This is a genomic window from Flavobacterium sp. CR10 (genome assembly GCF_055814415.1).
The window spans coordinates 613,670-630,631 of the sequence record NZ_CP185985.1 but is presented as its reverse complement, the minus strand read 5'-3'; the positions used below and the strand labels follow the sequence as shown (position 1 = coordinate 630,631).

Annotated in this window: 15 protein-coding genes and 1 tRNA gene; 12 read left to right on the top strand and 4 right to left on the bottom strand. The window is 33.8% G+C overall.

The window, feature by feature from the left end; genetic code table 11:
• Positions 1-142: 142 nt before the first annotated feature.
• Entirely contained in the window at positions 143-1,504 is a 1,362-nt protein-coding gene (locus tag ACNRYB_RS03040; protein ID WP_473729192.1) for a hydroxymethylglutaryl-CoA synthase family protein, read from the bottom strand.
• A 355-nt stretch (positions 1,505-1,859) separates the two neighbouring features.
• Between ACNRYB_RS03040 and ACNRYB_RS03035 the strand changes: the two genes are divergently transcribed.
• The 5 genes from ACNRYB_RS03035 (at position 1,860) to ACNRYB_RS03015 (ending at position 7,159) form a co-directional block, all read left to right on the top strand.
• Positions 1,860-2,525 (top strand): succinate dehydrogenase cytochrome b subunit, encoded by a 666-nt coding sequence (locus tag ACNRYB_RS03035; RefSeq protein ID WP_129746620.1) that lies wholly within the window; start codon positions 1,860-1,862, stop codon positions 2,523-2,525.
• Positions 2,526-2,537: 12 nt separating this feature from the next.
• A complete protein-coding gene (locus tag ACNRYB_RS03030; RefSeq protein ID WP_473729191.1) occupies positions 2,538-4,538 on the top strand; it encodes a fumarate reductase/succinate dehydrogenase flavoprotein subunit in 2,001 nt (666 codons plus the stop codon).
• Positions 4,539-4,633: 95 nt separating this feature from the next.
• A complete protein-coding gene (locus tag ACNRYB_RS03025; protein WP_129746618.1) occupies positions 4,634-5,380 on the top strand; it encodes a succinate dehydrogenase/fumarate reductase iron-sulfur subunit in 747 nt (248 codons plus the stop codon).
• Positions 5,381-5,578: 198 nt separating this feature from the next.
• Positions 5,579-6,355 carry a DeoR/GlpR family DNA-binding transcription regulator gene (locus ACNRYB_RS03020; protein ID WP_343704868.1) on the top strand — a complete coding sequence of 259 codons (777 nt, stop codon included), beginning with the start codon at positions 5,579-5,581 and terminating at the stop codon, positions 6,353-6,355.
• A gap of 36 nt (positions 6,356-6,391) precedes the next feature.
• A complete protein-coding gene (locus ACNRYB_RS03015) occupies positions 6,392-7,159 on the top strand; it encodes a nitrilase family protein (RefSeq protein WP_473729190.1) in 768 nt (255 codons plus the stop codon).
• Here the strand turns inward: ACNRYB_RS03015 and ACNRYB_RS03010 are convergent.
• Positions 7,156-8,844 (bottom strand): Ig-like domain-containing domain, encoded by a 1,689-nt coding sequence (locus ACNRYB_RS03010; RefSeq protein ID WP_473729189.1) that lies wholly within the window; start codon positions 8,842-8,844, stop codon positions 7,156-7,158. The genes ACNRYB_RS03015 and ACNRYB_RS03010 overlap by 4 nt on opposite strands.
• A 268-nt stretch (positions 8,845-9,112) precedes the next feature.
• Between ACNRYB_RS03010 and ACNRYB_RS03005 the strand changes: the two genes are divergently transcribed.
• The 5 genes from ACNRYB_RS03005 (at position 9,113) to ACNRYB_RS02985 (ending at position 13,554) form a co-directional block, all read left to right on the top strand.
• Complete coding sequence (locus ACNRYB_RS03005; RefSeq protein WP_473729188.1) at positions 9,113-10,021, top strand: hypothetical protein; 909 nt, start codon at positions 9,113-9,115, stop codon at positions 10,019-10,021.
• Positions 9,981-12,347 (top strand): hypothetical protein, encoded by a 2,367-nt coding sequence (locus ACNRYB_RS03000; protein WP_473729187.1) that lies wholly within the window; start codon positions 9,981-9,983, stop codon positions 12,345-12,347. Before ACNRYB_RS03005 ends, ACNRYB_RS03000 begins: the two co-directional genes overlap by 41 nt.
• A 4-nt stretch (positions 12,348-12,351) precedes the next feature.
• The gene (gene mce / locus ACNRYB_RS02995) at positions 12,352-12,756 is read left to right on the top strand and encodes a methylmalonyl-CoA epimerase (RefSeq protein ID WP_473729186.1); all 405 of its coding nucleotides are present in this window, start codon (positions 12,352-12,354) and stop codon (positions 12,754-12,756) included.
• Positions 12,757-12,902: 146 nt separating this feature from the next.
• Positions 12,903-12,976: transfer RNA gene (locus ACNRYB_RS02990), tRNA-Ile, on the top strand.
• A gap of 158 nt (positions 12,977-13,134) precedes the next feature.
• Positions 13,135-13,554, top strand: a complete 420-nt coding sequence (locus ACNRYB_RS02985; RefSeq protein WP_129746611.1) for a very short patch repair endonuclease — start codon at positions 13,135-13,137, stop codon at positions 13,552-13,554.
• On the opposite strand, the gene dcm is transcribed toward ACNRYB_RS02985, so the two are convergent.
• Positions 13,551-14,537, bottom strand: coding sequence for a DNA (cytosine-5-)-methyltransferase (gene dcm, locus ACNRYB_RS02980; RefSeq protein WP_129746610.1), 987 nt, complete (start codon positions 14,535-14,537; stop codon positions 13,551-13,553). The genes ACNRYB_RS02985 and dcm overlap by 4 nt on opposite strands.
• 409 nt (positions 14,538-14,946) lie before the next feature.
• Between dcm and ACNRYB_RS02975 the strand changes: the two genes are divergently transcribed.
• The gene (locus tag ACNRYB_RS02975) at positions 14,947-15,213 is read left to right on the top strand and encodes a hypothetical protein (protein ID WP_473729185.1); all 267 of its coding nucleotides are present in this window, start codon (positions 14,947-14,949) and stop codon (positions 15,211-15,213) included.
• A 32-nt stretch (positions 15,214-15,245) separates the two neighbouring features.
• On the opposite strand, the gene ACNRYB_RS02970 is transcribed toward ACNRYB_RS02975, so the two are convergent.
• Positions 15,246-15,836, bottom strand: coding sequence for a riboflavin synthase (locus ACNRYB_RS02970; RefSeq protein WP_473729184.1), 591 nt, complete (start codon positions 15,834-15,836; stop codon positions 15,246-15,248).
• 57 nt (positions 15,837-15,893) lie between these two features.
• Here ACNRYB_RS02970 and pdxA point away from each other — a divergent pair, with 57 nt between their 5' ends.
• Positions 15,894-16,943 carry a 4-hydroxythreonine-4-phosphate dehydrogenase PdxA gene (gene pdxA / locus ACNRYB_RS02965; protein ID WP_473729183.1) on the top strand — a complete coding sequence of 350 codons (1,050 nt, stop codon included), beginning with the start codon at positions 15,894-15,896 and terminating at the stop codon, positions 16,941-16,943.
• Positions 16,944-16,962: the final 19 nt, after the last annotated feature.

The following is a 16,962-nucleotide window of genomic DNA, read 5'->3' as shown; positions in this document are numbered from 1 at the left end:
ACGACATACTGTACGGAGCTTCTCGTGAAGATTTCTCCTTCGTCGAAATGACAAACTATGTGTAAATAAAACAAAAAAACCGAAGCATAAGCTTCGGTTTTTTTGTTTGGAATTTGGAATTTGGAATTTGGAATTTAAAAATTTAATCCACCCATTTATAATAGCGCGCTCCAATTAAAACTGGAATCTCTTTTTCAATTCTGTCTAAAACCCATTCGTTTTTTGGAGTTCTAACGCTTTGTTTTTGTTCTTTTTTATGAAGACTTTCGTAAGTGCTGAAATCAATTTCTAAGCTTTCGGCTAAGTTTTCGAAAAGTTTTACGTTTTCTAAAGCCGATTTCCATTCTGGCTGAATTGTTCCTTCAAAAACTTTCGATTTCGATCCGCTTCCGTAAGCTAGGAAACCGAATTTAGTTCCTGCAACTTCTTTATTTGTATCATAAAAATGAGCCAAAGTCGATAACAATCCCATGAAAATAGAACCTGTATATAGATTTCCAATTAATGAAGAAGCCAATTCTGCAGGTTGTAATTTTTCAGTTACAAAACTTCTGTAATCCTCCGATTTTGCCACTTCTTTAATTTTTGTCTGATAATCAGCAGGTGCAATATCATCGGCAATAATTTTTTCGGCACTGTCTAAAGCGTAAATTTCAGAAAGCATTCGTCGCCCTTGGAAAGAATACGGCAAGTGCATCACGATACTATGCCAAGTGTTGTATAAAGTTTCGGTTGCGTTTTTCAATTTTTTGAATGAAAAGTAAGCATTTCGCGTACGATCCATATAACATTGGTTTGAATATTGTCCGTCAAAAACCGGCTGATCTTTATGGATTTCAATTTCAGCTTCTAAATTGTCAAACCAAGAATCGTTGTTTGTGTTTTTAGTAATTTCTTCTTTAGAAATGGTTCTGTATGGTTTAAAGAAATCGAAAACACCTTTTGTGCTGGTTGCCCAATTATCATCAAAAGCAATAATTTTTGGGTCAGCAGAAATAAGCATCGCAACAGCTCCGGCGCCTTGAGTGTATTCTCCGCCAGAATTTAAATCGTATTTTGCGAAATCTGAAGTAACTACGATCGCTTTTTTCGTTGGATTTAATTTTACGAAATCCAAACAGTTTTGCATAGCGTCAACTCCGCCAATACAAGCGAAAGTAAAGTCAACTACGTCACATTCTGCTAAAGAATCTCCGCCAAATTTTTGCTCCATTAAACTAATTAAATAAGAAGCAATTGGTTTAGAACTGTCAATGCCGCTTTCGGTACCAATATAGATTCGGCTGATTTCTTTTAAGTCAATTTTATTGTCAATGATAAGCTTGGTTAAAGCATTTGCGCCAAAAACAACCGCGTCCTGATGAACGTCTGGGAAAGTCATTTTTAGTAATCCAAGTCCTTTTTCTAATTTTTCGGGTTCAATATTTCTGGCAACAGCCAAAGTTTTTATGGGTAGATGTATGTTTGCTACATCAAACGAAATAGCATCAATTCCTGTTTTCATTATTATTTTTTTGAGGCGCTAAAGGTAAAACTATGTTGTGGAATGGCAATTTTTTACTTAGACAAAATTTCTGCCGATTGGCACTTTTGAAGAAAATAAATTAAAACTTTAAATAAAATAACAATATGATAAATTTTTGGTAACCTGCTTAGTGTGCAATTTTCTTTCAAGACTTAAAAAACAGTGTTTTGAAGTTTTCTATAGTAAATTATTTTTTATCAGCTTCGTTTCTGTACGTAAAAGTACTTAGAAAATAGCTATTTTAAAATCATTATAAATAACAGCGAAATGGTTGTAGTTCTTTTGTAATTGAATTATTTTTGTCTAATTTTTTAAAACAAACTACTTAACACTTATGGCACAATCTGCACTATTGAATGCTTCCATTTTAAAGAAAGTAGCTATGGCTCTTTCGGGAATATTCTTAATCACGTTTTTAGCGCTGCATGTTTCCTTAAATTTTATCTCTATTATTAGTGAAGACGTTTTCAACGAAGCTTCTCACTTTATGGGATACAATCCGCTGATTCAGTATGTAATGCAGCCAATTTTGGCATTCGGGGTAATTTTCCACTTCGTAATGGGATTTATTCTTACGGCTCAAAACAGCGCAGCACGACCAATTGCATACGCAAAATACAACGGAGCAGCAAATGCTTCTTGGAGTTCTAGAAATATGATTATTTCTGGATTGGTTATTTTGGCTTTCTTAGGATTGCACTTTTATGATTTCTGGTTTCCTGAAGTTACCTACAAATATATTGCAGGTACAGCTCCAGATGCTACAAGGTATTATGGTGAGTTAGTTCACAAATTTCACGACCCAATCCGTACGGCATTGTACTGTGTGTCATTTATCCTTTTAGGATTCCACTTATGGCACGGATTTGCATCTTCTCTTCAATCTGTAGGGATGCACAACAAATACTCTAGATTTTTAGCGAAAGTAGGTTACTGGTTTGCGGTTGTAGTTCCAGCTCTTTTCGTGATTATCGCTTTATTTCATCATTTCAATAATTAATATAAAATTATAATGGCATTAGATTCAAAAATTCCAAATGGTCCTATTGCGGACAAATGGACAAATTATAAAGATCATATTAATTTAGTAAACCCTGCCAACAAACGTAATCTTGATATTATCGTTGTGGGTACAGGTTTGGCTGGAGGTTCGGCTGCGGCTACTTTGGCTGAGTTAGGATATAACGTAAAAGCATTCTGCTTCCAAGATTCTCCACGTCGTGCGCACTCTATTGCTGCACAAGGAGGTATCAACGCAGCAAAAAACTATAAAGGTGACGGTGACTCAGTTTACAGATTGTTTTACGATACCGTAAAAGGAGGTGACTACCGTGCACGTGAGGCAAACGTTTATCGTTTGGCTGAAGTTTCTGCTAACATTATTGACCAATGTGTGGCTCAAGGGGTGCCATTGGCTCGTGAATATGGCGGACTTTTAGATAACCGTTCTTTTGGAGGAACTTTGGTTTCTCGTACATTTTATGCGCAAGGGCAAACTGGACAACAATTATTGTTAGGAGCTTATTCTGCAATGAACCGTCAGATTGGTCGTGGAAAAATTAAAATGTACAACCGTCACGAAATGCTTGACATTGTAATCGTGAACGGAAAAGCGAGAGGTATTATCGCTCGTGACTTAATCACAGGAAAAATAGAAAGACATTCTGCTCACGCGGTAGTAATTGGTTCTGGAGGATACGGAAACGTATTTTTCCTTTCAACAAATGCTATGGGAAGTAACGCAACAGCAGCTTGGAAAATTCATAAAAAAGGAGCGTTTTTCGCAAATCCTTGTTATACACAAATTCACCCAACATGTATTCCGGTTTCTGGAGATCACCAGTCTAAATTGACTTTGATGTCTGAATCTTTACGTAATGACGGTCGTATTTGGGTGCCTAAAAAATTAGAAGATGCTCAGGCTATCCGTGAAGGAAAGAAAAAAGCAATTGATTTATCTGAAGACGAAAGAGATTATTTCTTGGAAAGAAGATATCCTGCTTTTGGTAACTTAGTTCCTCGTGACGTTGCATCTCGTGCGGCTAAAGAAAGATGTGATGCTGGTTTTGGAGTTAACAAAACTGGAGAAGCAGTTTATTTAGATTTCGCGGCTGCTATCGAGCGTTACGGAAAAGAAGCTGCTCACGTAAAAGGATTGAATGAAAATGATAAAGCTTTAGTTACTAAATTAGGAACTGATATCGTGAAAAGTAAATACGGAAACTTATTCCAAATGTACTTGAAGATTGTTGACGAAGATCCTTATGTAACGCCAATGATGATTTACCCAGCGGTTCACTACACAATGGGTGGAACTTGGGTTGATTATAACTTAATGACTACTATTCCTGGATGTTTCTCAATTGGAGAATCTAACTTCTCTGATCACGGTGCAAACAGACTTGGAGCTTCTGCTTTAATGCAAGGTTTAGCTGATGGATATTTCGTATTGCCATACACTATCGGAGATTACTTAGCTCCAGATATTAAAATGGGACCAATTTCTACAGACTTGCCAGAATTCGTTGAAGCTGAAAAAGCAGTTGTAGATCAAATCAACAAATTTATCAATAACAACGGTAAACATTCTGTAGATTATTTCCACAAAAAACTTGGAAAAATCATGTGGAACAAAGTGGGTATGGCTCGTAATGCTAAAGGTTTAACTGAGGCTATCGAAGAAATTGCTGCTTTGCGTGAAGAGTTTTATAGAGATGTAAAAGTTCCTGGAAGCGCTTACGAATTTAATCAGGAATTGGAAAAAGCGACTCGTGTTGCCGATTTCTTAGAATTAGGAGAATTGTTCGCAAAAGATGCTTTACACCGTAACGAATCTTGTGGAGGCCACTTCCGTGAGGAATACCAGACAGAAGAAGGAGAAGCACTTCGTGACGACGAAAACTTTGCATACGTTGCAGCTTGGGAATACAAAGGAAAACCAAGTGATGCAGTGTTACACAAAGAACCTCTTAATTACGAAAACATTAAATTAGTTCAAAGAAGTTATAAATAAGAATTTGGTCGAAAGCCCAAAGTCTTAAAGTCAAAAGGCAAAATGTGCCAAGCGACTTTCGACTTTCGACTTTATGACTTTCAAACGAAAAAGGTATGAAACTTACATTAAAAATATGGCGTCAAAAAAACGCTCAAGATAAAGGAGGGATTGTAGAATATCCTATCGATGGAATCGAACCAGACATGTCTTTCCTTGAAATGTTAGACGTTCTTAACGAAGGTTTAATCAACAAAGGAGAAGAGCCTGTAGCATTTGACCACGATTGTCGTGAAGGAATCTGCGGAATGTGTTCTTTGTTCATCAACGGAGAAGCACACGGACCAGACAGAGGTGTTACAACTTGTCAATTGCACATGCGTATGTTTAAAGATGGCGATACGATTTTTATCGAGCCATTTAGAGCAAAAGCTTTCCCTGTAATTAAAGACTTAGTGGTTGACAGAAGTTCTTTTGATAGAATTCAGCACGCTGGAGGATTTATTTCTGTAAATACTTCAGGAAACACAATCGATGCGAATACTATTCCAATTCCAAAAGCAGATGCAGATAAGTCATTCGACGCGGCAGCTTGTATTGGTTGTGGAGCTTGTGTTGCAACATGTAAAAACTCTTCAGCAATGTTATTCGTTTCTGCAAAAGTTTCTCAATATGCATTATTGCCACAAGGTAAAGTTGAAGCTACTGACCGTGTATTAAACATGGTTCACCAAATGGATTTAGAAGGTTTCGGTAACTGTACAAATACAGGAGCTTGTGAAATCGAATGTCCAAAAGGAATTTCACTTGAAAATATCGCGCGTATGAACCGTGAGTATTTAGCAGCAAGCTTGAAAGGATAATACACAATTTAGTATATTTGAAAAAACGCATTCATTAATTTGGATGCGTTTTTTTATTTTAATAAGCTTAGTTGCTATTTTTTCTTTAATTCTTTCTCTTAACAAGCATAATAAGCCTAGAAAATCTTTTTTCAGGTTTAACCACTTCTTAGGCTACATTTAAATTCTTATTTTTGTAAGTAGAAAAAAATAATTGGCATGAGCACTGAAAATGAAGTTTTAAATTACAGCAAAGAAGAACGTAAAAATCATATCCTAAAAGAGATTAACCTGCACACACGTGTTAGTTTTGAAACTCTTTCGGCTAAACTTGGTGTTTCCGAGGATACTGTTCGCCGTGATATTAATGAACTTGACGCCGAAGCACTTATAATTAAAGTAAAAGGCGGTGCGATGACAAAAGGATATCACTATTCTTCGTTGAATCAGACTTATGCTGTAGAAGCAAAACAAGTTATCGCTCAAAAAGCTGTTGATCTTCTTCATGACGGAATGGTTTTAATTGTTGACGGAGGAACAACTATTCGTGAATTCATCCGATTAATTCCGAACGATCTTAATCTGACTGTTTTTACTATTACTGCTTTGACGGCTGTTCAGCTTTTGGATAAACCCAATATCAAAACCATCATGATTGGCGGAAGCATTTCTTCTTACAGCCAGATGTGTATAAGCGGAGAAGCTTTTCAGCAATTAGCAAGTATAAAAGCAGATCTTTTGGTTTTAGGTACAAATGCTCTTGATGTAGATGGCGGTTATTCTGATTCTGATTGGGAAACGGTTCAGGTGAAAAAAGCCATGATCAATGCTTCTAGAAAAACAGCGGTTTTAACCATTACTGAAAAGCTGAATACGGTTCTTAAAATGAAAATTGCCAATTTATCTGAGGTGAATTATGTAATTACAGAAGTAGAACCAACTCACGAAAAACTGCAGCCATACAAAAGCGCTGTTCCGAGTCTTATTGTGGTCTAATTTCAAAACGCTTTTGACTTTTATACAATTATAAAAATGAAAATAGCTTTAATCCAAACCGATCTTTTTTGGCAGAATGCCAGTAAAAACAGAGAAAACTTTGATTCAAAAATCAATGAAATTGATTCGGAAGTAAATTTGATTGTGCTTCCTGAAATGTTTTCTACAGGATTTACAATGAATGCTTCTGAAGTTGCTGAAACTATGCAAGGCGAAACAATTGGATGGATGAAGTTTAAAGCAAAGCAAAAAAATACCGCAATTACGGGAAGTGTAGTTATTGCCGAAAATGGAAAGTATTACAATCGTATGATTTTTGTTTTTCCGTCAGGCGAAATTCAATATTACGATAAAAGACATTCTTTTTCTCTGGCGGGCGAAGACAAGGTGTATACTCGCGGAAACCAAAAGGTAATTGTAGATTATCTGGATTGGAAAATATGCCTTCAGGTTTGTTACGATTTGAGATTTCCGGTTTTTGTTCGAAATGTAGAAAATTACGACCTGATTTTGTATGTGGCTAATTGGCCAAAAGTGCGTACCAGTGCTTGGGATGCTTTGCTAAAAGCTCGAGCAATAGAAAATCTTTCGTATGTAATTGGAGTAAATAGAATAGGGAGGGATGCTCACAATTATGAACATATAGGCCATTCGCAAGCAATAGATTTCTTAGGCAATTATATTTTAGAACCACAAGAAAAAAATGGTGTCTTTGTCGTAGAATTGGACAAAAACACCATGTATGAGACGCGTAAAAAATTAGACTTTTTAAGCGATAGAGATCAGTTCGAAATCAAGTTTTAGAAAGCTTTTCGTTTTTTTTCTGCGTCTTTTCTCTTTTTATCGTCCTGTTTTTTCTCAACTTCTGGATTAAAAGGGATACTCAGGTCAATAGTTTCGTTCCGATCCCAATTGGCGCGGACATCAAATTCTTCCTGGTTGTAAAAAACCTCTTCGGCGTATTTTTTTTCTAAGAAACTACCAGTGTCGTATTGTTTATTTTTGTTATCATCATAAATAACACGAACCGTGAAAACATCTGGTTGAAGTAAATTGAATTCTAATGTAGTTTCGCCTTCAGAATATCCTTCTGCCAAAACAACATCTCCTTTTTTGTTAGTCAGTTCAACAATGATAGGAAAACGTTTTACATTTTTAAGATTCAAAATAATGTTTCCGTAATCGGCATATTCTTTAGTGGCGAGTTTATATGATAAAGTATCGTTTGTTTTTTCGTAGAAATCGGTCAAAGCACCTGGAAAGAAAGTGAAATTATACTTGTCCAAAGGTTCTTTCTTAAAATCTATATAGAGTTTCTGGTCAAATTCGTCGTATTCTGTGGTGTAAGGAACAGCAACAGAATCTTTGTTTACCAATCTGATTTTAGATTTATCAAATTTTACCAATGGAGTTTCGCTTTCCAATGTAAATCGTTCTCTAAAATTAAGTTGTCCATTTTGTAACGCTTTGATATTTAAAGTGTCTTTTTTCAAAGCTTTAATTTTAAAAGAAAATCTTTTCTTGTAATTTCCTTTTTCAACTTCCATTGATAGCGAATCGGCTTTAACAGGTTTGTACCAAACTTGAAGTGAATCTTTTTTAGGAAATTGTGTGACAATAGTTTCCAGAACTTCATTGCCATTTTTTAGCGTAATTTTTGGTTTTGAATTCTTGAAATTCTGTTTTCCTTCATATGGAAGATATAGGCGGTTTCCAGATGCTTGGATAGGTTTGAAAGCTTTTAGCGGAAGCGTTTCTTTAAATAATTCTAATTCGTAAACAGTATCTGACGGAACTGTGATATAGTTCTTCAAGAAACCGATTTTGTCATCTTTCGGATTAAATTTATTGTTTGATCCTTTGTCTTTTAAAGCGACCAAAAGATATTTTCCTTCTTTTAAATTTTCAAACTGAAAAGTTCGCATACTGTCCAAAGTGTTGGTAATATAGCGTGGAAATTCTTTGTAAATGGTAGAATCTTTAAATTTATCATTTACTTCGTATAGCATTACCGAAACAAAATTGTCAACATATTTTCCGTAAGCATCTTTAATTCTTCCGTTCAATTTAAGTGAATCAATATGCGATCCTGTTGAGAAAATGTATTTGAACTGATTTAAAGCATTTCCTTCATTATTGTCTTGAATTGCTTGCCCGAAATTTAAACTGTAAGTAGTGTTTGGTTGCAAAGTGTCTCGAATTTCTATCTTTATAAATTTACTAACACTCTGGGGCGTGATTAATGGCTCATTTTTAAACGGAGGAGAAATGATTAATTGTTTATTGGTGTTTTTCAGTTTGATATATTCGTCAAAATTCAGAGTAATAGTGTTTCCTTTGAAATTTGTACTGTAGTTTTCGGGATAACTCGAAACCAAAACAGGAGCAAGTGTATCTTTTAAACCGCCGGTAATGCTGCCTCTTTTGGCGCAGCTTATCATTGATATTAAAATTATAAATGCAATGTATTTAAGTGTGTTTTTCAACATAACGGTTTTTCAATTTGATTGCACAAAATAACGATTATATTTGCTTTAATTGAAATTTTTTAGCCATTTATTAGGATTTAGGATTTTTGCGAATCTTCTAAAAAAATAGTGATTTAAATATTTTAAAATGATATAATTTCTTACTTTTGAACTAAAATGTAATTTCTAAGTTTTGTTCAAGCGATTTTTTCCAGTTTTGTTTCTTTTTTTAATGTTGTCATGCACTAAAAATGAAAAACCTGTAATCTCCTTTTATTACTGGAAAACGATGTTCAAATTTTCAAATACAGAAAAAAAAGTTTTGGATGAGAATAATGTTCAAAAACTGTATGTGAGGTATTTTGACATCAGACTCCATCCAGAAACAAATTTTCCAATTCCCATTAGCCCAATCCGATTTGAAGAAAATCCAAAAGAATATACAATTGTTCCAGTAGTTTTTATTCAAAACAAGGTCATGTTGCAACCCAATCTCGATGTAGAAAATCTGGCTCAAAAAACTTTTGATTTTATAGAACAAATCAATTTTAAAAACAAAATTTCTTGTCAAGAAATTCAAATTGACTGCGATTGGACACTGAATAGCAAAGAGAATTATTTGAAGTTTATAGAGACTTTTAAAAAGCTTTCGAAAAAGAAACTTTCAGCGACCATTCGACTGCATCAGGTGAAATACTTCAAAAAGACAAAAATCCCAAATGTAGATTCTGGAGTTCTGATGTATTATAATATGGGTTCGATTGCGCCAGATTCGTTAAATTCTATTTACGATCAGAAAGTGGCAGAGCGATATCTTAAGAGTTTAAAGAAATATCCGTTGCATCTCGATTTTGCATTTCCAATTTATTCTTGGGGAGTTCATATTAGAGACAATAAAGTGATCGGACTTCGTTCTAAAATGAGCGTTTCAACATTAGAGAAAGATTCTGATTTTGAAAAAACAAGCCCAATTTTTTTCAAGGCAAAACATTCCAATTATAAAAATGGTGTTTTTTATGAAGAAAATGATCTCTTGAAAATAGAGGAAATTAAAACAGGAGATTTAAAAGAAATGGCAGAAGATTTGCAAGACAATCTTGTCGAAAAGCCAAACGAAATTATATTTTACGATTTAGACGAATTCAATTTAAATAATTATGAAAAGAATATTTTTAAGCAAGTTGTTTCTTGGTTTTAGTGCCGCATTCCTTTTTGCCTGCGGAATAATTTATGCCTGCGCAGATGGAGATTGGGATTATTTTGGTGCTTATAATTCAAACTTTACTCCAGAAACTTTTGCCGACAAATCATACTCGCCTTTGTTTTTATCGGGTGGGATTTTCTACGGAATCGGTTTTGATACCCAGCATAATTCTCGTTTTAACAAAAACATAAAATCAGATTGGGCAGATTATCTTAAAGGAAAAGTAGATACAACGACAGTGAATTATTTTTTAATTGGAGATGAAAAGCCAAGATATTACTCTGATGAAAAAAATGCCATCAAAAACAAAGAAGAAATAGAAGACTTGCATGTTTTTTATAAAACAAAAAAAGAAAACAAAAGCTCTCAGAAATGGGGTAAAAAGCTGAATTTGAAAGATGATAAAGTGAAAAACTTTGTCGAATTTTTGTATTTGGCTCAGAAAATTGAAACGGTTTCAATTGGCGAAGATTATTGGAGTTATGATCCTGTTGTGGCAAAAACTTTCAATGATGCCAAGATGATTCAGTCTATAGAAAATGTGTACAATACTTTGTCAGACCCGTTTTTGAAAAACAGATATTGGTTTCTGACTATGAAAGCGCGTTTTTATAGTAATGACAAACAAAAAGCAATTGACTTTTTTAATAAAACCGAAAGTTCTGTTGCAAAAAACACTTTGTACTATCGTGCTTTGGCGTATGTTGCCGGAATCAATTATAAGCAAAAAAAATATGCAACTTCTAATTATTTATATGCTCAGGTTTTTGATAAATGTCCAGAATTAAGAGTGGTTACGGCTTATAGTTTTAAACCAAAAAACGAATCAGATTGGACTAAAGCTTTAGCCATGGCAAAAAGCAATAAAGAAAAAGCTGCACTTTGGGCAATTCACGGATATTACAAAGATGAAAAGCAAGCGATTGAAAAAATCTACGAGTTAGATCCAAAAAGTGAACATTTAAATTATCTTGGAACGAGATTGGTGAATTCGCTAGAACAAAAAATAAACAATTCATTTCAGGTGAGTAGTGCAGATTATAGCAAACCGCCAACACCACAGACTGTTGCAGAGAATAAAAATGAAAATAAAGCAAAAGTTGACAATAGTGCAGTTGATTTAATTGCAAAAATTTCCGCTGCCGGAAATACCGAAAAACCATATTTATGGGATCTTTCAATTGGGTATCTTCAAACGCTAAAAGGCGATTATACCAATGCTGATAAGAACTATGATAAGGCAGAGAAAACGCTTCCAAAAACGGAATTGGCTAAATATCAAATTCGATTATTGCGTTTTGTAAACAATTTGAGCAAGATAGATAAACTGACAGGTAAAAATGAAAAAACAATTCTAGCCGATTTGAATTGGCTGTATTATGAACTTCCTAAAAATTATAAAGGACAAGAATTTCGTTATCAGAATGCTTCATCATGGAGCAGAAGTTATCTGTCAAATCTTTATAAAGAAAGTGGCAATTTGGTTATGGCTGAAATTTTTGGTGAATCTCGTTATAGTTATTGGAATGATGGAAATTCGTTTTATGATGATGAGAAGAAACTATTAGGAATTAAAACATTTTTGGCTAAACCAAATAAAACTGAAATAGAAAATATTGGAGCAGGAATTTATAGTTTGAAACTGAAAGATATTAATAATTTTCAAGCAGTTCAGTCAACATTCAAAAACAAAATTCCGGAAGCAATCGAGTTCATGAAACAAACCGATTCGGTTCAATATTATAAATTCTTAGGAAATCCGTTTAACGGAAGTATAAAAGACTGTCATGATTGTGATCACGCGGCGTATCAGAAAAGAAAATATACTTTCATGGATTTCTTGACTACAATAAAAGAAATGCAAGATAAATTGGCTCAGAAAGAAGATGTTTATACGAATAGTCTTTTGTTAGGAAATGCGTTTTATAATATTTCTCATTTTGGAAACGGAAGAACTTTCTATGAAAATAATATTGTTGGTTATGGTTCTAGTCCATATTCATTTAGAAATACAATGAAAGAAATGATTACGAATAATTCGGTTTCGAAAATGTATTATCAAAAAGCTTTTGAAGCAGCATCAAACAAAGAACAAAAAGCAAAATGTTTGTATCTGATTTCGAAATGTGAAAGAAATGATTATTACAATAAAAAATATAATGCATTAAAGAGCTATTGGGAAATTCAAGATGATAAAGTTAATTTTATTGCCTGGAACTCATTTAAAGCGTTGAGAAAAGACTATTCTGATACGAAATATTATCAGGATGTAATTGCAGAATGTGGTTATTTTAATACTTATATAAATCAATCAAGATAGAGAAATGGTAAATAAAATAGAGCATATCGGGATTGCAGTAAAAAACATGAATGATGCCAATATTTTGTTTGAAAAAATGCTTGGCGTACCGTCTTATAAAATGGAAGCTGTAGAAAGCGAAGGCGTTTTAACCTCTTTTTTTCAAACGGGAAATAATAAAATCGAACTTTTGGTTGCGACAAATCCTGAAAGTCCAATTGCTAAGTTTTTGGAGAAAAAAGGTGAAGGCATTCATCACATTGCTTTTGATGTTGATGATATCGAAGCTGAAATTGCTCGTCTAAAAAACGAAGGTTTTGTCTTGATTAACGAAGTTCCAAAGAAAGGAGCCGACAATAAATTGGTTGTTTTTCTGCATCCGAAGAATACAAATGGTGTTTTGGTGGAACTTTGTCAAGAAATTAAATAAAAAAATGGCATTTTAATTTTTGAATAAGATGTTGAAAATCAATTTCGTTTTTGAGATTCAAAAAAAGATTTAAAATAAAATTCAAATGATGTCTTAAAATATTTGGAGTGAATGAAAAATAGTAGTAATATTGCATCCTCTAAACCGGTCCTATAGCTCAGCTGGTTAGAGCACCTGACTCATAATCAGGTGGTCCCTGGTTCGAGCCCAGGTGGGACCACTCTTTTAGAAGTACAAAGCCTTTACAGAAATGTAGAGGCTTTTTTGTTTTTTGGCACTTTTAAAATGTGAAAATTGAAATTTTGACGCTCCATAATTGAATATTTATTCCTTTAAAATGTTTTAACTTTATCCATCCGAAACAAATTTAATCTTCAGATGGATAGATTGACTCCCGAACAGAGGAGAAAAACTATGCAGGCGATAAAAAGTACTGCTACAAAAGGCGAAGTAAGGCTTGCAAAAGCATTATGGAAATTAGGCTACAGATATCGAAAAAATAATAAAAAGATATTTGGAAGACCTGATCTTACTTTTGCCAAATATAAAATTGCCATTTTTGTTGATAGCGAATTCTTTCATGGAAAAGATTGGGAAACGGAACAATTAAGAATTAAAACGAATCGAGAATATTGGATTCCGAAAATTGAAAGGAATATACAGCGAGATGAAGAAGTCAATTCTTTTCTAATTAATAAAAATTGGACTGTTCTTAGATTTTGGAGTAAAGATATTGAGAGAAACCTTGAAGTCTGTCTGGCAAAAATCGAAGGAACGATTATGCTTTTGAGTATTTAAACCTTTTCTGCTTTTAATTGTTTGGCTTCGATCTTTTCAATGCATTTGAATATTTCTGAAGCAAGTCTCTCAATAACTGGCATGCTTACCGAATTACCCGCTTGCTTGTAAAGACTAGAATTAGAAATCTTAGGCAATTTATAACTGTCAGGAAAGCCTTGAAAGCGAAAACACTCTCTTGGAGTTAATTTTCTAAAACCGAATTCTGTTGTGATAATTGGAACGTTGTGTCCGCCAGTTCCCATATTTGCAGTTAGAGTAGGGCACACTTCTTTTTTGTTTTCTCGTACGTAATGTCTTCTGAACTGATAAATTCTATCTTCTCTCACAACCGATTCTTTCAGTGTGTTATACATGTATTTGTCTTCTGTGTAATAGAATTTTTTATCGACTTTTTCTTTTATGATTAAATCGGTAACTTTTTGGGTTAATTCTTCTTTTTTAGGAAAATTAAATTTAAAACCTTTTTTGACGAAATCCTTATCAAACGCAATCATGAAAATTCGTTCGCGGTTGTGTGGAATGTTTCCAAAATCTTTAGTATTTAAGATGGCGCTGTCAAAAGTGTAATTGCGTTTTTTGATTTCACGCTGAATTACTTTCATGGTATTTCCTTTGTCATGGCCTTTCAAATTTTTGACATTTTCGAGAAATACCACTTTAGGTCTCATTTCATCAATAAAATCTAATATTTTGAAAAAATGATTCCCTCTGCTGTCTTTAAAGCCTTTTCTGTGGCCCGCAAGAGAAAAAGGCTGGCAAGGAAAACCAGCGGTAAGAATGTCTATTTTGTTGAGTTTCTTTACATCGAGCTGCATTACATCGCCTTCAATAAGTTTGTGCTCAAAATTGTTTCGGTAAGTTACACAGGCTTTTTTGTCAAATTCATTTGCCCATTCCAATTTGAAACCTGCATTTTCGAAACCTAAACAAATACCGCCCACGCCTGCATATAAACTTCCGACTGTATATTTGTTTTTCATTTTGATTATGATTGAGATGCGTCTGAATTGGATTGTACAAATATATTAATTTGATAATATTCTCTCGTGTGCTTAGAAATTAATCCAATTACTTTTTTATATATGAATTTATTCGAATGCAACAGTTTTGCTTAGAATAAGTAAATTCTTATAAGCTCGTGATTGTATTGGATAGCGTTGAAAAAAAAGAGATTGTCGTCTAGAACGTTTTCAGAAAAGGATTAGTGTAATCTGAAAAATAAAATGTTAAAATTTGTTTCGGCTTTTTTAAATTAAAAGTTGCTTTTCTGTAAAAAACTTATACTTTTGTTCCAAGATTTTGGAAGTAGGAATGCATTTGTGCGAAATTTCTATTAAAGAATATTTATCGATAATTATCTAGACTTGCATTTTGCAATAGCTTGAATTTATGAAAAATCTAAAAGCCCCATTTTTAGTAATCGCCTTATTTTTAAATGTTTTATTAGTTACAGCTGAAACTGAGAGCGGCCCTCCAGCGCCGAACTTAAGTTCCAAAACTATGACTGCAGGTGACTGCGATGATTCAGACGGTATTCCTTGTAATGAACAAGGAAATATACCAATAGATCAAAATATTATAATTTTAGTAATTGGAGGTCTAGCTTTAGGGTTAACTGCGATATATAGAAATCAAATAAAAAAGGCTTCAATTTAAATTGAAGCCTTTTTTATGGATAAACGACAGGGCTATTTATTGATCGAATAAAGCCTGGAAATATATTTTCCGACTACATCAAATTCAAGGTTGATTTTTGTTCCAACTTTGAAATCTTTAAAATTAGTGTGTTCATAAGTGTACGGAATAATTGAGACGCTAAATTCATTCGTTTTAGAATTTACAACGGTAAGACTTACTCCATTTATTGTAATCGAACCTTTTTCGATCGTGATGTTGTTTTGGGTTTTGTCGTACTCAAAAGTATAATTCCAGCTTCCGTTTGCTTCTTCAATTTTGATGCAAGTTCCTGTTTGGTCTACGTGTCCTTGTACAATATGCCCGTCAAGACGATCTCCGAGTTTCATTCCTCTTTCTAAATTAACGATATCGCCGACCTGCCAATCGCCGATATTGGTTTTTAAAATAGTTTCGTCAATTGCAGTTACTGTATATAGAGAATCTTTAATGGCTACAACTGTGAGGCATATTCCGTTGTGCGAGACGCTCTGATCTATTTTTAATTCGTGAGTTATTGATGAGTCAACTGTTATGTGAAGATTGTTTTGATCTTTTTGAATTTCGTGAATCCTCCCGAGTGTTTCTATAATTCCTGTAAACATTGTGGTTTTATTTTACTAAATTTGCACATCAAAATTAGTAATAAATAAACTGAGCTCATGAATAAAAAAGCAGAAAATATAATTGTTGGAATTTCAGTTGGAGATTTAAACGGTATTGGAAGCGAAGTTATACTGAAAACATTCGAAGATTCTCGTATGTTGGAATTGTGTACGCCGGTTATTTTTGCAAATGCTAAAATTCTTTCATTCGTTAGAAAAAGCTTTACATCAACAGTTCAATTTCACGGAGTTGATAAATTAGATCAAGTTATACCAGGGAAAGTAAATGTTTTGAATCTTTGGAGAGAAGGAGTTGATATAAATTTTGGAGTAAATGATCCTAAAATAGGTGAGTATGCTATAAAATCTTTTACGGCAGCAACAAAAGCTTTGAAAGATAGCGAAATTGATGTTCTGGTGACAGCTCCTATTAATAAATATAATATACAGTCTGAAGATTTTAAATTTCCAGGCCACACCGATTATTTAAATCAGGAATTAGAGGGCGATGCTTTGATGATGATGGTGCAGGATAATTTAAGGGTAGGTTTGATTACAGATCATGTGCCTTTAAATGAAGTGGCTTCTCATTTGACTGAGGAATTAATTACTAAAAAAATAGAAACTATTAGAAAATCTCTAGTTCAGGATTTTAGTATTGTGAAACCAAAAATTGCAGTTTTAGGATTAAATCCGCATGCTGGTGATGGGGGAGTGATTGGGAAAGAAGATGATTTGATTTTAAAGCCAACTTTAAAGAAAATCTTTGATTCAGGAACAATGGTTTTTGGTCCATTTCCTGCGGATGGTTTTTTTGGAAGCAGTCAGTATGAAAAATATGATGCTATTGTAGCAATGTATCACGATCAGGGATTAATTCCGTTTAAAACATTGTCTTTTGGAAAAGGAGTTAATTATACGGCAGGTCTAAATAGAGTTAGAACCTCTCCAGATCACGGTACGGCTTATGATATTGCTGGAAAAGACATGGCAGATTACAATTCGTTTAAAGAGGCAGTCTATCTTGCAATCGATATTTTTCGCTCGCGTAATCAGTATGAGGAGATTAGCCAAAAACCTCTTAAAATAAAAGAAAAACAGTTATAAACAAAAAAAGGTGAATAAG